Annotated in this window: 20 protein-coding genes and 1 tRNA gene; 11 read left to right on the top strand and 10 right to left on the bottom strand. The window is 69.5% G+C overall.

All coding sequences use genetic code 11. The annotated features are described in order from the left end of the window. Positions 1-25: 25 nt before the first annotated feature. Together ABZS61_RS08515 and ABZS61_RS08510 are read right to left on the bottom strand one after the other, a co-directional pair. Positions 26-844, bottom strand: a complete 819-nt coding sequence (locus ABZS61_RS08515; protein ID WP_356417389.1) for a maleylpyruvate isomerase family mycothiol-dependent enzyme — start codon at positions 842-844, stop codon at positions 26-28. A 174-nt stretch (positions 845-1,018) separates the two neighbouring features. Further along, positions 1,019-1,387 carry a DoxX family protein gene (locus ABZS61_RS08510; RefSeq protein WP_356417388.1) on the bottom strand — a complete coding sequence of 123 codons (369 nt, stop codon included), beginning with the start codon at positions 1,385-1,387 and terminating at the stop codon, positions 1,019-1,021. A gap of 78 nt (positions 1,388-1,465) precedes the next feature. Here ABZS61_RS08510 and ABZS61_RS08505 point away from each other — a divergent pair, with 78 nt between their 5' ends. The 4 genes from ABZS61_RS08505 to ABZS61_RS08490 all read left to right on the top strand — a co-directional run bounded on the left by ABZS61_RS08505 (position 1,466) and on the right by ABZS61_RS08490 (position 5,128). Further along, a complete protein-coding gene (locus ABZS61_RS08505) occupies positions 1,466-1,957 on the top strand; it encodes a MarR family winged helix-turn-helix transcriptional regulator (protein WP_356417387.1) in 492 nt (163 codons plus the stop codon). 189 nt (positions 1,958-2,146) lie between these two features. Then, positions 2,147-3,232: a tyrosine-protein phosphatase gene (locus ABZS61_RS08500; RefSeq protein ID WP_356417386.1), complete on the top strand. Its 1,086-nt coding sequence runs from the start codon at positions 2,147-2,149 to the stop codon at positions 3,230-3,232. A 192-nt stretch (positions 3,233-3,424) separates the two neighbouring features. Beyond that, entirely contained in the window at positions 3,425-3,856 is a 432-nt protein-coding gene (locus ABZS61_RS08495) for a VOC family protein (protein ID WP_356417385.1), read from the top strand. 69 nt (positions 3,857-3,925) lie between these two features. Further along, the gene (locus ABZS61_RS08490) at positions 3,926-5,128 is read left to right on the top strand and encodes a right-handed parallel beta-helix repeat-containing protein (RefSeq protein WP_356417384.1); all 1,203 of its coding nucleotides are present in this window, start codon (positions 3,926-3,928) and stop codon (positions 5,126-5,128) included. A 31-nt stretch (positions 5,129-5,159) separates the two neighbouring features. Here ABZS61_RS08490 and ABZS61_RS08485 read toward each other — a convergent pair whose 3' ends face one another. Next, positions 5,160-5,603, bottom strand: coding sequence for an SRPBCC family protein (locus ABZS61_RS08485; protein WP_356417383.1), 444 nt, complete (start codon positions 5,601-5,603; stop codon positions 5,160-5,162). Positions 5,604-5,908: 305 nt separating this feature from the next. On the opposite strand from ABZS61_RS08485, the gene ABZS61_RS08480 reads away from it, so the two are divergent. After that, positions 5,909-6,496, top strand: a complete 588-nt coding sequence (locus ABZS61_RS08480; protein ID WP_356417382.1) for a TMEM175 family protein — start codon at positions 5,909-5,911, stop codon at positions 6,494-6,496. Between the two features lie 207 nt (positions 6,497-6,703). Here ABZS61_RS08480 and ABZS61_RS08475 read toward each other — a convergent pair whose 3' ends face one another. Then, complete coding sequence (locus tag ABZS61_RS08475) at positions 6,704-8,194, bottom strand: FG-GAP repeat protein (RefSeq protein WP_356417381.1); 1,491 nt, start codon at positions 8,192-8,194, stop codon at positions 6,704-6,706. A gap of 157 nt (positions 8,195-8,351) precedes the next feature. Continuing rightward, complete coding sequence (gene hemC, locus ABZS61_RS08470) at positions 8,352-9,287, bottom strand: hydroxymethylbilane synthase (protein WP_356417380.1); 936 nt, start codon at positions 9,285-9,287, stop codon at positions 8,352-8,354. Positions 9,288-9,713: 426 nt separating this feature from the next. Here hemC and ABZS61_RS08465 point away from each other — a divergent pair, with 426 nt between their 5' ends. Next, entirely contained in the window at positions 9,714-10,529 is an 816-nt protein-coding gene (locus ABZS61_RS08465; protein WP_356417529.1) for an SAM-dependent methyltransferase, read from the top strand. A 35-nt stretch (positions 10,530-10,564) separates the two neighbouring features. Here ABZS61_RS08465 and ABZS61_RS08460 read toward each other — a convergent pair whose 3' ends face one another. Together ABZS61_RS08460 and ABZS61_RS08455 are read right to left on the bottom strand one after the other, a co-directional pair. Further along, the gene (locus ABZS61_RS08460; RefSeq protein ID WP_356417528.1) at positions 10,565-11,464 is read right to left on the bottom strand and encodes a helix-turn-helix transcriptional regulator; all 900 of its coding nucleotides are present in this window, start codon (positions 11,462-11,464) and stop codon (positions 10,565-10,567) included. 97 nt (positions 11,465-11,561) lie between these two features. Continuing rightward, positions 11,562-11,798 carry a DUF397 domain-containing protein gene (locus ABZS61_RS08455; protein WP_356417379.1) on the bottom strand — a complete coding sequence of 79 codons (237 nt, stop codon included), beginning with the start codon at positions 11,796-11,798 and terminating at the stop codon, positions 11,562-11,564. A 205-nt stretch (positions 11,799-12,003) separates the two neighbouring features. Here ABZS61_RS08455 and ABZS61_RS08450 point away from each other — a divergent pair, with 205 nt between their 5' ends. Continuing rightward, positions 12,004-12,561: an ATP-binding protein gene (locus ABZS61_RS08450; protein WP_356417378.1), complete on the top strand. Its 558-nt coding sequence runs from the start codon at positions 12,004-12,006 to the stop codon at positions 12,559-12,561. 181 nt (positions 12,562-12,742) lie between these two features. On the opposite strand, the gene ABZS61_RS08445 is transcribed toward ABZS61_RS08450, so the two are convergent. Further along, a complete protein-coding gene (locus tag ABZS61_RS08445; protein WP_356417377.1) occupies positions 12,743-13,375 on the bottom strand; it encodes an SGNH/GDSL hydrolase family protein in 633 nt (210 codons plus the stop codon). Between the two features lie 141 nt (positions 13,376-13,516). Next, complete coding sequence (locus ABZS61_RS08440) at positions 13,517-13,678, bottom strand: hypothetical protein (RefSeq protein WP_356417376.1); 162 nt, start codon at positions 13,676-13,678, stop codon at positions 13,517-13,519. Positions 13,679-13,841: 163 nt separating this feature from the next. Between ABZS61_RS08440 and ABZS61_RS08435 the strand changes: the two genes are divergently transcribed. Next, a tRNA-Trp gene (locus ABZS61_RS08435) sits at positions 13,842-13,914 on the top strand. A gap of 71 nt (positions 13,915-13,985) precedes the next feature. Here ABZS61_RS08435 and ABZS61_RS08430 read toward each other — a convergent pair. Further along, complete coding sequence (locus ABZS61_RS08430) at positions 13,986-14,396, bottom strand: organic hydroperoxide resistance protein (protein ID WP_356417375.1); 411 nt, start codon at positions 14,394-14,396, stop codon at positions 13,986-13,988. A gap of 111 nt (positions 14,397-14,507) precedes the next feature. Here ABZS61_RS08430 and ABZS61_RS08425 point away from each other — a divergent pair, with 111 nt between their 5' ends. The 3 genes from ABZS61_RS08425 to ABZS61_RS08415 all read left to right on the top strand — a co-directional run bounded on the left by ABZS61_RS08425 (position 14,508) and on the right by ABZS61_RS08415 (position 16,973). Further along, positions 14,508-14,987 carry a MarR family transcriptional regulator gene (locus ABZS61_RS08425; protein WP_356417374.1) on the top strand — a complete coding sequence of 160 codons (480 nt, stop codon included), beginning with the start codon at positions 14,508-14,510 and terminating at the stop codon, positions 14,985-14,987. A gap of 93 nt (positions 14,988-15,080) precedes the next feature. Then, a complete protein-coding gene (locus ABZS61_RS08420) occupies positions 15,081-15,914 on the top strand; it encodes a PP2C family protein-serine/threonine phosphatase (protein ID WP_356417373.1) in 834 nt (277 codons plus the stop codon). Positions 15,915-15,977: 63 nt separating this feature from the next. Then, positions 15,978-16,973 (top strand): MASE1 domain-containing protein, encoded by a 996-nt coding sequence (locus tag ABZS61_RS08415; protein WP_356417372.1) that lies wholly within the window; start codon positions 15,978-15,980, stop codon positions 16,971-16,973. The last annotated feature ends 18 nt before the right edge of the window (positions 16,974-16,991 follow it).

Here is a 16,991-nt window from a genome sequence, read left to right as displayed (position 1 = left end):
GGCCGGATGGCCGGACGGGTCCCCTTCAGGGCGCCTTGAAGAGGGTCGGGAACCGCGGGGCGAGCCAGGGCTTGCGGCCCCAGGTGAGAATGCGGCCGCGGGCGATGGCTCCCCACGGGTTGCAGCGGCCGAGCGCGATGAGCAGGAAGGTGACCGGCTCGATCCGGATGGTGCAGTCCGTGCCGTCCTCCGGCTGCGGGCTCACGGCCGCCGCGCCGTCGGTGAAGGTCACTGTGAAGCGTGTCCCGCCGCGCAGCCTGATCTCGAAGCGGGCGGTCAGGCCGGCGGCGGTCGCATCGACGACATGCGGCATGACCGTGAACATGAACGGCAGGGACAGCTCGGCCCGGGCACGGTCGACCATGTGCGGCCGCCCGACGGCACGGGCGAGGTCGTAGCCGTGGCCAAGCATGTGCGTGAGCAGATAGGAGCCGAAGACGGCCACGTTCATGGGGCCGAGCGGCGTGGCCACCGTCTCCTCGGCCGCACGCCGCTCCGTCGCGTCGAGGAACACATCGGCCTGCGCCACGATCATGTCTGCCAGCGGGCCGCCGGCACGCTCGCCGAACCGGGCGAGCGCGCGTTCGTTGGCCGCCGCCAGACTCGGGGCAGTCCCGTCACCGTGACTGCGCTCGCGACCCGAGGCGATGTCCGCCATCAGCTCGTTGGCCTGTGCCAGATGGGCTGCGGCCTCGCCGAGCGTCCACGTCGAGCCGGGAACCGGGCCGCCGGTGTGGGTGCGACCCCGCAGCAGTGCAGCAATCTCCGCAGCGGTTTCGCCTATGGCATCGGCGAGGTGGGGAGGCAGGGCGCCTCGCACGTCTCGGGCAGGCGTGGCTTCCACGTCCGGCTCTCCCCTCTTCACCGGGGAGGTTTTCTCCTCCCCGGTCTCGGCGGTCGGCCTGCCTGACGCCAGGTCGACGGATCCGTGAAGGATGACAGGGCGCTCGGCGGAGGCCGCCACCGGGCGGGCCTTGTGAAGCAGGCGCTGGGGTCGGTACCCCGCTGCGCACCGGGCTCAGGCCGACAGCACTCTCAGCACGAGCGCGGCGCCGGCCAGCAGGGTGAGGATCACGGGCGCCGCGATCTCGAAGTCCTTCGCGCGTACGTGGGTGATGACCGCCCCTATGAAGTAGAGGACCACGCCGACCGCGGCGGCGGATCCGATGAAGGGCACCGCGAGACCCACCAGAAGCCCTGCAGCGCCCGCGGCCTTGAGTACGGCGAGCCTCGGGAACCAGGAATCGGGCACGCCCACCTTGGCCATCGAGGCCGTCACGGCCTCGTTGCGCGTGAAGGTGAGTACGGCCGAGGCGCTGAGAGCCAGGGCGAGAAGGATGCCGACTACCGCGTAGGCGATGAACATGATGGACCCCAAAATCTTCAATGATGGATGCTTGAATATCATTGAAGCCTATCAATGATTTATCAGGTTCCACAATGGAGTCCCTGATACGGTATGTCCATGGCAGCTCACGACGGGGTCACCCAGGAACCGGCGGGGTCGCCCGCATCGCCCGGCGACCCGGACCACCGCCTCGGCTTCCTGCTCGCCTATCACGGCGGCATCACCGAAACCGTGATCCGCAAGGCCCTCGCGGCCACCGGGCTCACCCCACGGAAGACGATGACGCTCCTGCAGCTCGCCGAGGGGCCGGTCACGCAGAAGGCACTCATCGAGAGGCTCGACGTCGACCCGAGCGTCCTCGTCGCCCTGCTCAACGATCTCGAGGGCGACGATCTCGTACGCCGCAGGCGCGACCCCGCCGACCGCCGTCGGCACATCGTGGAGATCACCCCCGAAGGGACCTCGCGACTGCGGACGTCGGACATCGCGCTCGACACCGTCGAACGGGAACTGTTCGCGGACCTCTCCGACAGCGAACTCACGACCCTGCGTCGGCTGCTGGACAAGCTGCGGACCTCGCCGGAGGACTTCAGCTGTACGGAGGCGTGAAACGGCCGAAGGCCCCGTTCACGACCCACCCTCCGAAGCACCGGGGACCACGGGCCCACGCCAGGTCGTCCCCCGCCCGCCACCCGACTCCGACTCCGACTCCGGGGAACGCAACACGTTCGACCCGTCTTCCGGCTGCGTTCACCGATCGTTCCCGCCGATCTTCGCAGCGCTCTCGACGATGCCCTCATGACGCACATGACTCGTGTCAGGGCCTCCTCCACCGCCCTGACCGCTGCCCTCCTCGTCGGCATGGCCGCCCCCGCCGCCACCGCCGCCGGCCACTCCCCCACCGGCCACGAGCGTTCTTCCCACACACGCATCCCGTTCAGCTCCGCCGAGGTGACGGCCAACGAGGACGGCTCGTTCACCGTGGAGTGGACGGCCCCCGGTATCCGCCGTGTTGCCGTCCGCGCGGACGGCCGCACCGTCGCCACCGGCGGCTCCACGGGCAGGGTCACGGTGCGCGGGCTGCCCGCCAAGGACCGCCAGTGGTTCGATCTCACCCCCGCGCACGGCGGTTCCCTGCGCCTCGCCGACCGGCTCATACAGCTCGAGGGAACTGTCAACTTCCGTGACGCGGGCGGCTATCGCACCGCGGACGGGCACTGGGTGAAGATGGGCGAGATCTACCGGTCCGACGCCCTCGACAGGCTCACCGCCGCGGACCTCGCGAAGCTTCGGCGCCTGTCCATCCGTACGGTCTACGACCTGCGCACGGAGTCGGAACGCGCCGGCGCCCCCGACCGCGTCCCCGCGGGCGCCACCCACGTCGTCGCCGATGTGCTGGCCGGCTCTCCGGGCTTCACCACCATGCCGACGACCGCCGCAGAGGCGGCCGCGATGATGGTCGACGGCGAGAAGTTCATGGTCAGCGGCGATACCGCCGCGTCGGCCTATCGCACGGTGTTCTCCGGAATCGCGGACGACGACACACGCGGCGTCCTGTTCCACTGCACCGCGGGCAAGGACCGTACCGGCTGGGCGAACGCCGCCCTCCTCACGGCGCTGGGCGTGCCCCGCACCACGGTGATGGCGGACTACCTCGCCTCCAACGACTACCGTGCCGAAGCCAACGCGGCAGCACTCGCGTCCATACCTCCGCAGCAGGCGGCGGTGTACAAGCCGCTGCTGGACGTACGCGCCGAGTACCTCAACTCAGGATTCGAAGAGGTCACCCGGGCGTTCGGTTCCTTCGGGACGTACGAGAAGCGCACGCTCGGTCTGAGCAGCAAGGACCTGCACGACCTGAAGCGGGACCTGCTGGTCGGCTGATCCGCCGGGCGCCCGGACACCGGTCCGGTGTCCGGGCGCCGGAGGGCGTCCGCTGCCGCCCGTCGGATACGCACGCGCATTTGGTGCGGACCGGTCTGGCGTTTCGACGTGCGCGGCAGCTCCTTCGTGGGCGACGGTGGACCCGCCCCGGTATCTGCGGGCCACCGCACCCGTCCTTCTGAGGAGACTCCCATGAACCTGACCATCGAGGTCATTCCCGTCCCTGTCACCGACATGGACCGCGCGAAGGAGTTCTACGCCGGCAAAGTCGGCTTCAAGCTGGACCTCGACGACGAGGTCGCCCCGGGCATGCGCATCATCCAGCTGACGCCGCCCGGCTCACGGTGCTCGATCGCGATGCTCGAAGGGATGCCCGCCGCGCCCGGTATGAAGCAGATGGCTCCGGGTGCACTGCAGGGCATTCAGCTCTGCGTCACGGACATCGAGGCGGCCCGCGAGGGTCTGGTCAAGCGGGGTGTGGACGTCTCGCCGATCCGTCACGTCGGCGCGACGGGCTGGGAGGACGGCAAGGGCGACACCTGGAACTCGTTCATGTCGTTCGAGGACCCGGACGGCAACGGCTGGGTGGTGCAGGAGGCCCCTTCGGAGCTCTCCGAGCGCTGAGCGGCAACCTTTCGAGCATCGGCGACCACTGTCTTCCTGTCAGCCGTCGGCCAGGAAGAAGGAACTCCTATGCGCGTCGTCAGCATGTCCACGGTAGCGGTGCTGAGCGCCGTGCTTTCAGCGGTGGCGGTACCCGCCGGGTCGGCCACCGCCTCGTCGGCCATCATCGTGGCCGTGGACGGGGACGACTCCGCCGCCGGTACCCTCGACCACCCCCTGCGGACCATCCAGAAGGCCGTGGACAAGGCGCGCCCCGGGGACACCATCGCGATCCGGGGCGGCACGTACGCGCTGGTGGACAACATCACCATCGCCACCTCTGGTGAGGCGTCACTGCCGATCTCCCTCGGCGCGTACCAAGGTGAACGGGTCGTCATCGACGGGGAGCAACTGCCCGCGTCCCACACCCCGGTCGGCGGCAGCATCCCGCGCGCCGAGCGCGGTGCCATCCACCAGGAGGCATCCCACTGGCGGGTGTCGGACCTGGAGATCGTCAACGGACCGTACGGCTACTACTGCGACGGCTGCGACAGCAACGTCTTCTCCCGGCTCACCACCCGCGACAACTACGAGACCGGCTTCCAGCTCCAGGGGGACTCCAGCGACAACCAGATCCTCGACCTCGACAGTTACGGCAACCGCGATCCGCGCAAGAACGGCGAGAGCGCGGACGGCCTGGGCATCAAGGAGGGAAGCGGATCGGGAAACGTCGTGCGCGGCGCACGGCTGTGGAACAACGTCGACGACGGCTTCGACGCCTGGAAGTTCGCGTCCCCGATCCTGCTCGACAGCACGATCGCTTACGGCAACGGTTTCAACCGCTGGAACTTCCCCGACTTCGCCGGCGACGGCAACGGCTTCAAACTCGGCGGCGGAACGCCGGCCCCGGCGATGGGCCACACGCTGCGCAACTCGTTCGCCTTCAAGAACGCGAAACACGGGATCACCGACAACGGCAATCCGGGCGCGCTCACTCTGGCCGGCAACACCACGTTCCGCAACACCGGCACAGGCTTCGACGTGGACACCTCCGGAGGGGTCGCCGTGCTCACCGGCAACCTGTCCGTTGCAGACGGCCGGGCCGCCGCCGTCGGCGCGGGAACCGTCGCCGACGGCAACTCATGGAACCTCGGCGGTACATGGAACGAGGCTTCGGTCCTGAGCACCGACACGGGCGCCGTCACCGGGGCACGCGCGGCGGACGGCTCCGTCCCCTCCGCGCCGGAGCTGTTCGTACCGCGCAACGGCGCCGCCGTGGGTGCCCGGATGTGACGGGCTCGGGCGAAGGCGCGGCAGGACGCTCTCAGGACGCCTCCACAGCGGCCTTGATCCGCTGCCCGAACGCCGGGGCGTCCTTTCGTGCCCCGGCGACGGCGAGTCCGACCAGGAGCTTGCCCAGCCGGTGGCCCTCGAGTTCGTTGAAGATGCGCACCCTGGTTCTGCCGTCCGCGAGGGCCTCGAGGTCGTAGCCGCCCTCCCGGGCTGTCACGAGGTTGCTGGACACTTCGTTCCACCGGATCCGGGTCGGTGCGACGAGCGCGGAGATCCGGAACTCCCTCCGGGTCGTCATGCCCGCGTCCTTCACCGTGCTGCGGAACACGGTGCCCACGGCAGTCGGTCCAGCCGGGGTCTTGGAAATGTCCTGCACACGCGGGCTGAACTTCCTGTCGTTCTCGCCGTCTGCGAGAAATGCGAATACCTCTTCGACAGGGCGGTCGATCTCGACCGTCGCCTCGAACTGAGCCATGGATTCTCCTCGTGCCTGGCGGGCGTGGTGCCCAGGGGCATCGGTGTGGCGCGCCCCGGGTGCATGCTCCTCCCAGGATCCGCGCTCCGCGAACCCCCGGCAGCCGATCCGGCCTTTCCGGCCGGTCCCGTAGGTCGGTTCCTGCCGCGCCGGACCGGCGAATGGACCGGGCGGGGCGCGGGCGGGGGCCGGTACTGCACATGGGTGTCCGCGACGGCGGTCGTGGCAGCGAGCCCCTGACCGTGGCTTGCCCGCTGTCGGCGTAATGAAGGGCTCTGCGCTCGCTCGGGTTCACTCTGTGTCGGGTGACCGGAGTCAGAGCCGACGAGAAGAGCCCGGACCGGCTGATCGCCCTGTCCGACGGAATCTTCGCCATCGCCATGACCCTGTTGGTGCTCGACGTCTCGGTACCCGCGGGGCTGGACCCGGACCGGTTCCATGACGCGGTGGGCGACTGGCTGCCCAAGCTCGGCGCGTACGCGCTGAGCTTCACCATCCTGGCCGGATTCTGGCGTGACCATCGCCGGATCGTTCAGCTGGCCCAGCGGGTGACCCCGCTGTCCGAACGGCTCGCGCTCGCGGGGCTGGGAGTCATCGCACTGGTTCCCTTCCCTACTGCGATGCTTTCCGAGTACGCGTCAGAGCCCCTGTCCGTCGCTCTCTACGCGCTGACCATCGCGGTCGTGGACCTGCTGCAGCTCGCGCTGTTCCTCTCGGTCCGCCGGCACCCGCACACGAGTCGCGGCATCGCGGCGGACCTGGCCTCGACCATCCTGGTGTTCGGGGCCACCGTGCCGATCGCCTTCTTCGTCTCCCCCGTTGCCGCCATGTGGTCGTGGCTGGCTCTGGCTCCCCTCAAGATGGCGGTCGGGAGACGCTACGCCACCGGCTGAACGCCCAGGTCGGTTCCCCTTCTGCCTGCCGTGTTCGAGGGGCACCCGGACTTCCCGGCGGCCGTCGATACCGACGACCTCATCGCGGTACCGTCCCTCTTCTCGAACGGTTCCTCGACACTGTCCGTGCGGCTCGGCATCCGAGTCGCGGTGCGGCCCGGCGAACATGGGGTTCCGCCGGGCCGCCCGCTGCTGCGGGGCTGTGGACTACTCGTCGATCGCGGCAGCGAACGCGGCGTCCACGGCTGGTGCGCCGAGCGAGCCGGCGCCGTACGTCCAGGATCCGGCGGCGGTGATCCCGCCGGGTCCTGCCGAGAGCACCCACACCACGCCGTCGCCCGTGTTCTCACCGGGGGCGGAGGCCAGCAGTCCGAAGCGGCCGTCCCTGTTCGGGTCGGTCAGCCTGACCTGGCCGCCCCAGCGGTCGCCCTTCTCCGCCGCGCCCGGTATCCGGGCGGAGTTCTGGTCCCAGGAGGCGGCACCGGTGGCGGTCAGGCCGGCTGCGGCACCCCGCAGCACCCAGACCGCTCCCGCGTCCGTGATCGTGCCGATGTCCTCGCCGGCCGCGCCGACAGCCACGTCCGCGTAGCCGTCGCCGTCGGTGTCGGCCACGGACAGGTCGGTGCCCCAGCCGTCGCCGCGCTCGGCCGTTCCGGGCACGCCGGCCGAGTCCTGTGTCCACCACTGCGGCGGGCTGCCCGCTCCGTCGATGCCGATCGGGCCGTCAGGGCTGCCGTAGTAGACACCGACCAGGCCACCGCTCAGCGTCTCGCCACCGTCGTCGGGGCTGTTCGGCTCGCCGGTGACGAGGTCGTCGTAGCCGTCGTTGTTGATGTCTCCGGACGCCCCGGCGGGGCCTCCGCGCAGGTCGCGCTCGTACACCAGTCCCTCGTCCTGGCCGGAGAAGAAGGACGACCAGCCGTAGCCGGGCTCCGCTCCCCCGCTGACCCCGGAGACGATGAGGTCGGCGAGACCGTTGTTGTCGTAGTCGCCCGTGGTCAGGGACTTGGGCAGGATCTGCCGTCCCTGCGCCCTCGCGGCGGGGCCGCTCTGCTCGGTGCGTCGCAGGGGCGCCTTGCCTGCCTCGGACGCTGTGTCGTACGCGTACAGGTGGAGCTCGTCGCGATCGAGTACGGCCAGGTGGTCACCGGGGATCTCGGGGCTGAAGCGGGCTGCGGCGAGGGCGCTGCCGAACTTCCTCCCGGCGGCGGGCTCGGCGGGATCCAGCCAGTCGCTGGCGGCACCGGTCAGCCCTTTCGGCGAACCCCACAGGACGGTGAGACGGCCTGCGTCGGCGGCGGCCGCGAGGTCCTCTCCCGGGGTGCCCACGATCGCGTCGTCGTAGCCGTCCCCGTCGAGGTCACCGGACGCCAGGGCAGCACCGAAGCGGTCGCCCGTCTCTGCGGATCCCGCGACTCCGGACGTGGACTGGCTGATGAGCGCGGTACGGCTCGTGCCGATGCCGGCCGACGCGCCGTACTGCACGGTCACGTATCCCGCGCTCTTCTTCCCGCTGACGGTCCCGCCCGGAGCGCCGACGAGCACGTCCTCGTAGCCGTCGCCGTTGAAATCACTGTTGCGGTCACTGGCGTGCGTTCCGCCGGGGGTGCCGGCGTAGGCAGTGGGTGCGGCGATGACCGCTCCCGCCGAGACGAGAACTGCGGCCGCGGCGACGGCGGCCGAACGGTGTGTGCGCACGAGCGGCTCCTTGACTCCGGGACGACCGGGCAGGCGCCGGGGGGATGTCCGGAAGGGCCCGTTCCTTCCTGGCGCCTTGTTTGACCGCGCGTGAGGCAGAAGGGTTGTACGGCAAGGCGCTCGCATGTCGCCGGGGCGGCCTCGCCGTTGCGGGAGGTCAGTGAGCGATGTTGTCGATCAGCTCGCGTGCGCCCTGACGCAGCAGGGCGACGGCCACGGAGGTGCCGAGGGTCGCGGCGTCGAGGGGGCCTGCCCACTCGTGCGCGTTGAGCACCGTCTTGCCGTCGGGGGTGAACACACAGGCGCGAAGGGAGAGATCTCCGTTGCGGTGAGCCGTGGCGTAGCCGGCGATCGGCGAGTTGCAGTGGCCCTGCAGGACGTGGAGGAACATCCGCTCCGCCGTGGTCTCCCGGAAAGTACCTGGGTGGTTGAGTCCGCTGACCGCTTCGATGGTGGCGGTGTCGTCCTCCCGGCACTGGAGAGCGAGGACTCCGGCGCCGATCGGGGGGCACATGGCGTCCGCTGTGAGGATCTCGGTGATCACGTCGGCGCGGTCGATGCGCCGGAGTCCGGAGACGGCCAGGAGGAGGGCATCGGCCTCGCCCGCAGCGAGCTTGGCCAGGCGCCTGTTGGCGTTTCCCCGGAAGGGCACGCAGTCCAGATGGGGGTGGGAGGCGGCGAGTTGGGCGACACGGCGCACGGAGGAGGTGCCGATTCTCGTACCGGGCGGGAGCTGTCCGAGGGTGAGTCCCCCCGGGTGGACGAGGGCGTCACGGATGTCGTCCCGTTCGAGGAAGGCGGCGAACGTCGTGCCGGCCGGCAGCGGCCGGTCCGCGGGGACGTCCTTGACACAGTGCACGGCGAGGTCCGCCTCGCCTGCGAGCAGAGCGGCGTCGACCTCCTTCGTGAAGGCACCCTTGCCTTCGACCAGGGCGAGGTCGCCCATCCACTTGTCGCCCGTCGTCCTGACGGGGATCACCTCGGTGGCGGTGGCGGGATGGAGCGCCGCCAGTTCGGTCCGGACGCGTTCGACCTGGGCCAGGGCCATGGGTGAGTCGCGGGAGACGATGCGGATCAGCTCAGGGGCGGACATGGCGTTCACGATAGTGCGCCGGACTGGAGCCGCGATGGTCCGCCGCAGGAACATTGACCAGGAGTTCCGGCTCCTCGTGGAAACAGACGGAACGTCAGGCGATTTCCGGCCGCATTGAAGCGGCGCCCCGAGCACAGTCGTTGTATGCGTGCACGCCCGGAAGGCCGCCGGTGATGCTCATGACCAGTCCCCGTCGACCCTCCGACCAGGGAGACTTCACATCCTGGCGCGAATTACCCTCTGACCCTGCGTGCTTCGGCGCCGGAAAGCCGGGCGGAGCCGGCACGCCGCAGCCGCGGTATCTGGCCGATTCACCTCCGTACGCCGCCCCATCACTCCCCCGAGGGCTGTCAGCCCTACGACGAGGTCCCTAGCATGACCCCTCACGGCTACGAGAATTCTCTCTTTGACCTGGCGAGGGGCTGGATGAGCAACGGGGACACCTCCATTCCGAAGAACATCGACGTGAACGTGCCGAGCGTGGCACGGATGTACGACTACTACCTGGGCGGCAAGGACAACTACCCGGCCGACCGGGTTGCCTGCGAACAGCTGCTGGAGGTTGTTCCGAGCACCAAGGTCCTCGCCGTGAACAACCGGCGGTTCCTCCGGCGTGTGGTGCACCACCTGGCGTCCGAGTACGGGATCCGGCAGTTCATCGACCACGGATCCGGCCTGCCGACCCAGGACAACGTCCACCAGGTCGCACAGCTCGTCGACCCTGAGGCCCGCGTCGTGTACATCGACAACGACCCCATCGTCCTGGCCCACGGCAAGGCGATACTCGAGGAGAACAGCCGGACCGCCGTCATCCAGGCCGACATGCGTGAGACCGAAGCGATCTTCGAGCATCCCGAGGTCACGCGCCTGATCGACTTCGACGAACCCGTGGCCGCTCTGTTCGTGTCCGTGATGCACTGCATCCCCGATTCGGACGAACCCGCCGCGCTGGTACGCCGGGTCGCGGACCGGCTGGCTCCGGGGAGCTTCCTGGTGGTGTGCCAGCTCGTGAGCGAGGACGCCGCGACCCGCGACTTCGTCACGGACTTCATGGCGAAGAGCACGGGCAACCGGTGGGGGCGGGTACGTCGGCAGGAGGACGTACGTGTCTTCCTGGAAGGGCTGGAGGTGCTGGAGCCTGGCCTGGTCGAGGTGTCGACCTGGCGGCCCGACTCGGATCTGGCACCGAAGCAGGAGACCCAGGAGTGGATCGAGTTCGGCGGCGTCGGCCGCAAGTGGTGACGTGACGGGCTTGCCCGCCGATCCGCCGGCTCCGCTCAGGTGTAGCGCCTGAGCGCCTGCCCCAGCAGGTGCCGACTCTCGACGGGGCTCGGGGACTGGGCGCTGAGGGAGTCCAGGATCCACCGGTACTCGTCGGTGGACTCCGGCTTGTTCACGGACGTGGCGTTGGTCAGGTGCTCGATGTAGGCGACGTCGGGGAGTCCGCTCATCGCGAACCGCAGGTACGTGATGCCGTTGCCCGGCGACGTGTGTGCCGTCACGTCGAACGGGGCGACCTGCACGATCACATTGGGCAGCTCGGTCATTTCCAGCAGGTGTTCCAGCTGCTCACGCATCACGCGCGCGCCACCTGTGGGCCGCATGAGAACCGCTTCGTCCAGGAGCACCCAGAGCTTGGGCGCATCGCGACGGTGCAGCAGCTCCTGTCGCTTGAGCCGCAGCTCGACGCGCCGCCTCGTCGTCTCCTCCGGCTCCATGGCATGGCCCGAACGCACCACGGCGTAGGCGTAGTCGGCCGTCTGCAGGAGCCCGGGAATGTAGTGCCCCTCGTAGGTCCGGATCGACGCGGCCGCCTCTTCCAGACCCACCAGGGGCTCGAACCAGTCCGGCAGCACATCGGCGTAGCTGCGCCACCAGCCACGCTGTCCGGCCACGCGCACCAGTTCGACGAACTCGGTCGCCCGGTCCTGATCGGTGACGCCGTACAGCGCCAGCAGATCGACGGCGTCGCGTTCCTTGCACGGTGAGTGCCCCGTCTCCATCCGGCTGATCTTCGCCGTGGAACAGCGGATACGGGCGGCGGCATCGTCGGGGGTGATGCCCGCCTCGCTGCGCATCCGTCGAAGCTGGGCACCCAGAACCAGACGCAGGGCCGTGGGACTTGACCCTGCGGCCGGGGCCGGCGCCGACTTCGGTGAAGGCTGCAGCGGTTTCATGCCGGGCATGCGGGCTCCTGAGGGCGGACGTCTCCACGCCAGTGTGCCATCAGGGAGGCCGGGAAGGACCGGGTCAGCACGAAGACATGACGTGCTTTCAGCCGATCACGCGGTCGAAGTCGCCGTCCCTGACGCCTGCGAGGAAGGCTCGCACCTCGGCCTCGGTGTAGACGAGGGCGGGCCCTTGGGGGTGCCTGGAGTTACGCACAGCCACGTCGCCGCCGGGCAGCAGCGCCATCTCGACGCAGTTGCCACTGGGGTTGCTGTGCTGGCTCTTCACCCAGGTCACATCGGTGAGGTGGTTGGCGGGGATGCCGTTGTCAATGTGCTGCATGCGGTGCACTCCTTGTGCGGCAGTTGCTCGGACCACTCCTGGCGCGCGGCCAGGGCCCGCACCGGGTGAACAGTTGTCCCCTGCTCACACCCGGGGGTGCAATTTCGGATGCAATTGCACGGAAGGGCGGACGGCGAGGATACTAGTGGGCGTCCGACCCCCTTGGCACCACCAATCGGCCTTCACCGGAGGGTGATCAGCGCTCATGCATGCGGAGAAGGCACCCCCTCGCGCAGAGGATGTCGAGTCGTCGGATCTGGCTGGAAGTGATAGCGCCCTTCGCCGGAGCTGGGCGCGGGACCTCGGCATCGGGGCAGCCGGATTCACCACTCACAGCCTGGCCGCCGATGCCGAAAGTCTGCAGCGGGCACGGTTGTTCGTCCGCGACGCACTGGAACAGTGGGGTCTGCGGTCCTTCTCGGACGAGATCGCGCTCGTCGCGGGTGAGCTGGTCAGCAACGCCGTGTGTCACGCGCTGCCCGCGTCCGGGGAGCCCGCCGTGCGGTCCACGGCGTGGCTCGGCCTCGCACGTCAGGACAGCACACTGGTCTGCGCGGTGAACGATCCGAGCCCTGAGGTCCCCGTACTGCGCGACGACGACGAGTCGTTGGAGCGCGGCCGGGGTCTGCGCATCATCAACGCCCTGAGCAGCTCGTGGGGTTGGTCCCTTCCGACGAGCGCGGGCAAGACCGTCTGGGCGCGGATTCCCGTTGCCCAGGGTGCCTCCTCGGGGCCTGGCACCGTCCGGCCCGGCTCGATCTGATCCGACCGGCGGTTCGGTCGGATCCGACCGGCCCGGTTCGGTCTGATCCGACCGGCCCTCCCTGATCCGACCGGCCCGGCGGGACCGACGAGATCAGGCCCGATCGGGTGAGGACCGATGCGTGGGACCTGGCCGGGGAAGGCCGGCGTGGTCCTCCGGAGCAGCGCCCAGGTCCTGGGAACTACAGGCGGACGAGCGCCGTCCAGGCCTCGGCCAGGACCGCGTGCCCGAGCGGGGTCGGGTGGACGCCGTCCCCGGCGATGTGCCCGGCGCCGCCCGCGGCCCGCGCGGCCTGGTTGAGCAGACCGTCGGCGGCCAACAGCGTGGCGTCGAACTCCTCGGACAGGCGGCGGACCGCGTGGATCCGGGGGTCGAGGTCCTCGCGCCAGGCCCACTGCTCGGGCGTGACCGGAACCAGGAAGGGTTCGACGAGAATCAGCTGCACGTCCGAACCTTCCCGGACCTGCGTGAGGATGGTCCGGTAGTCGTCCTCGTACGAACACAACGAGGTGACATCACCCGAGTCGTAGCGGCGCCAGGTGTCGTTCACGCCGATCAGCACGGACACCACGTCGGGCTCGAGGTCGACGGCGTCCTCGCGCCACCGCGCCCGGAGATCCGAGGTCCGGTCGCCGCTGATCCCCCGGTTGATGAAGGTGATGTCACTCTCCGGCCGCGCAATCCGTACGAGATCGGCGGCCAGCCGCGCGTAGCCCCGGCCCAGGGGGTGGCCCGGGTCGGACGTCCGGCCCGCGTCGGTGATGCTGTCCCCCTGGAACAGGACGGTGGCTGAGCCGTGCAGGCTGATGGTCACACAATGCTCCGAAGGGTGAAGAACGCCGAGGCGCGGGTGCCTTGTCCGCCTTGCGGTGGCGGCAGCTGCAACCTAGCAAGGGCTTCGCCTCCGGAGCGGCCCGCTTCCGTCCACCGAGACCGCCCGGCACCGGATCGAGGGCTACCGGAAGGACGCGGGTGCACGCACCGCACTGAAGTCGAGTGCCCGGTCCACCTCTCGCAGGGTCTCCTCCGCCACCCGTCGCACCTCGGCGGGAACGTCACCCTGTTCCTCCACGAGGCCGGCGTAGATCGGCGCTTCGGATCTGTCTACGAAACTCACGGCGAATTGCCCATCGATAGGTAATGCCCGCCAATCAGCGGAAACGGGAGCAGAGTCTACGCGTCCCCATCCGGCCACCGAGGGGCGCATCGGGTATCGGGCGCCACGCCCTGGAAAACCGCTTGTCCGCAGACGATGACCGCTGCCAGGATGATCACACCGAAGGGGTGTAGCTCAGAGGCCAGAGCGCCGGTCTCCAAAACCGGATGCCGCAGGTTCGACTCCTGTCTCCCCTGCTCACACGAGTCCGCCGCCCCTCGACCGCGCGTGCGGTCGAGGGGCGGCGGTCCCGTACGGGCCGGTTCGGTCACTCGATGACGAGCTCGACGTCTATGTTGCCGCGCGTGGCCTTGGAGTACGGGCAGAAGGCGTGCGTGGCCTCGACCAGCCGACGGCCGGTCTCGCCCTCGAGAGCCTCCGGAAGCTCGACGCGCATGACCACCGCAAGGCCGAAGCCCGTGTCGTCCTTCCCGATCGACACCTCGGCCGTCACGGAGACGTCCTTGGTGTCGAGCTTCATCTCACGGCCGACCGAGCTCATCGCGCTGGCGAAGCAGGCCGCGTATCCGGCGGCGAACAGCTGCTCCGGGTTGGTGCCCTTCCCGTTGCCCCCGAGGGCCGGCGGCAGGGCGAGGCCGAGGTCGATCTGGCCGTCCGAACTCACTGCCCGGCCTTCGCGGCCGTTCGCGGTGGCGACAGCGGTGTACAGCGCGTCCATGGAGTGACCTTCTCTCGTACGACGGCGACCGCGGGCCGGCCACCTCCAAGAGAATTGCACATTACTTAATTGTGCACAACTCAATGATGGGCGGCAGGTTACTCTGGACCCATGACGCCACCGCCGATCCCCGCTCCCGACCTGACGGACCTGCCGGACTCCGAGCTCCTCCGGCTGGACCACCAGGTCTGCTTCTCGCTCCAGGCGGCCTCCCGCGCCTTCGGCGGCGTCTATCGCGAAGCCCTCAAGGAACTCGGCCTCACCTACCCCCAGTACCTCGCGATGATGGTCCTGTGGGAGCACGGCCCACTCCCGGTCAAGACGATCGGTGAGCGGCTGCACCTGGACTCCGGAACGCTGTCCCCGCTTCTCAAGAGGCTGGAAGCGGCCGGACTCGTCAGACGCGAGCGCAGCCCGGAGGACGAACGGTCGGTCACCGTCCACCTCACCGAGGCGGGAACCGGGCTGCGCGAGCGCGCGCTGCCCGTTCCGCGCACAATCCTCGGCGCCACGGGCATGTCGGTCCAGGAGATCCTCGTCCTGCAGGAGGCCCTCGGACGGCTCACGGCCTCCCTGAGCCGGAACGGCTGAGCCCGCTCGTCGCCCTCGCACCGCAACCGCAGCGGTCGCAGGAGTTTCCGCACCGAAATAGGATGCACGTACTTACGCACCGCGGAGCGGCCCATGAACCGGCGTGGAACTCCAAGATCAGCGAGCGCCGAGGACCTGCTCAGCACACTGCAGCACCTGACTGCCCGTGCCCGGCAGGAGGTGGAGCTGCATCAGGCGCGAGTCGAGCTGGCCGGCGCCCTGCAGCGCAAGATGCTGCCTGCTGCGCTTCCCTCGCTGCCGGGGCTCCAGATCGCCGCCCGATACGCTCCCGCCCGCGACGGGCTGGACATCGGCGGCGACTGGTACGACGCATTCCTGCTCCCGGACGGGGCCCTCGGACTGGCCATAGGCGATGTACAGGGCCACGACGTCGAGGCGGCGGCCTTCATGGGGCAGATACGCATCGCCATGCGCGCCATCACCATGACGGCCACTGATCCGGGCGAGGTCATGGGCCGGACGAACGACCTGATTCTCTCGGTGGACTCCAGTCTCTTCGCCACCTGCTCGTTCTTCCGGCTGGACCCCGCGACCGGGGACCTCCGGAGTGCGCGGGCCGGCCATGTGGCCAGTGTGTGGGCCACCTCCGACGGGCGGTCGGGGATCACGGCGGACGCGGGAGGGCTCCCGCTGGGCATCGACGCCCACCAGGACTATCCGGTCACGCGGCGCACGCTGGCCGCCGACGGATCCTTCGTCCTGGTCACCGACGGGGTCGTCGAAGGGCCGTCGCTGTCGATCGGGGACGGTCTGGAGAGGGTCAGGCGTCTGGTGAGCTCCCACGCCGGGGCGAAGGCCGACGAGCTGGCCGACAGAGTGCTCCAGGCAGGGGCGCTCACCGGCCACGAGGACGATGTGGCCGTCCTCGTCCTGCGTCACGAACCTCCCCCGCCGGGCCCCAGGTGACGTAGGGGCCGGGCCGCGCGTGTCACAGCCGCCTCCCGTCGTGAGCGGTGTCTGATGAGATGCGTGATCCGCAGCGAGGTATCGAGACGTCGAACCCTGGTCGCCCTGCAGATGCTGGGCATCGCCGCTGCCTACTACGCGTCCGGACAGCTCGGCCTGTTCAGGCAGGTGACCGTCAGCGGCGCCGTCGTCTCGCCGCTCTGGCCCCCTACGGGCATCGCTGTGGCCGCCCTGCTGTACCTGGGTATCCGGATCTGGCCCGCGATCGCGGTCGGATCACTGCTCAGCGTCGTCTCGATCAGCGGCGAGCTCAGCCTCTCCACTGTCGGCATCGCGGCAGGCAGCACGCTGGCCCCTGTGTGTTCCGCTCTCGCGCTCCGCGCGGTGGGTTTCCGCAAGGAACTGGACCGCCTGCGCGACGGCGTCGCCCTCGTCTTCCTGGGAGCGATGGGCAGCATGCTCATCAGTGCGACCATCGGTGCCGGAATCCTGCTGCTCAACGGGAAGCTCCCGTCGGAGAAGTTCTGGCCCGTCTGGTCGGCCTGGTGGGCCGGCGATGCCATGGGCGTGCTCATGGTCACTCCGCTGCTGCTCGTCCTGCGCACGGCACGCATGCCGCGGCGTGGCGACCGGTGGGCGGAGCCCGCGGCACTGGCGTTGGTCACGGTGGTGCTGGCGGTGGTCGCCACCAGGAGTCCGCTGTCCATGATCTACCTCGTGTTCCCGCCGCTCGTCTGGGCCGCGCTGCGCTTCCAGCTGGCAGGCAGCGCCCCGTGCGTTCTCCTGGTCTCCGTCATGGCGATCATTTCCGGGACCGACCGGGTGGGGCCGTTCGAATCCCACTCCTGGCTCGAGATCATGCTCAACCTCGCGGTCCTCAACGGCTGCGTGGCTCTCACCGCACTGCTCCTGGCGGCGATCGTCGCGGAGCACAACAACATCCGCCACGAGACGGAACTCGCGTGCGATGAGCTCGCCGCCCTGGTGGAGGAGCTCGCACCGCATCCGGCACGGCGCCGCGGAGCGGCCGGGCCGGAGGAACGGCCCGGCTCGCTCTGACCCCTTGGCGGCGTCCGC

This window comes from Streptomyces sp. NPDC005566, assembly GCF_040605575.1.
Lineage (GTDB): Bacteria > Actinomycetota > Actinomycetes > Streptomycetales > Streptomycetaceae > Streptomyces.
This window is presented reverse-complemented; position numbering and strand designations above follow the sequence as displayed.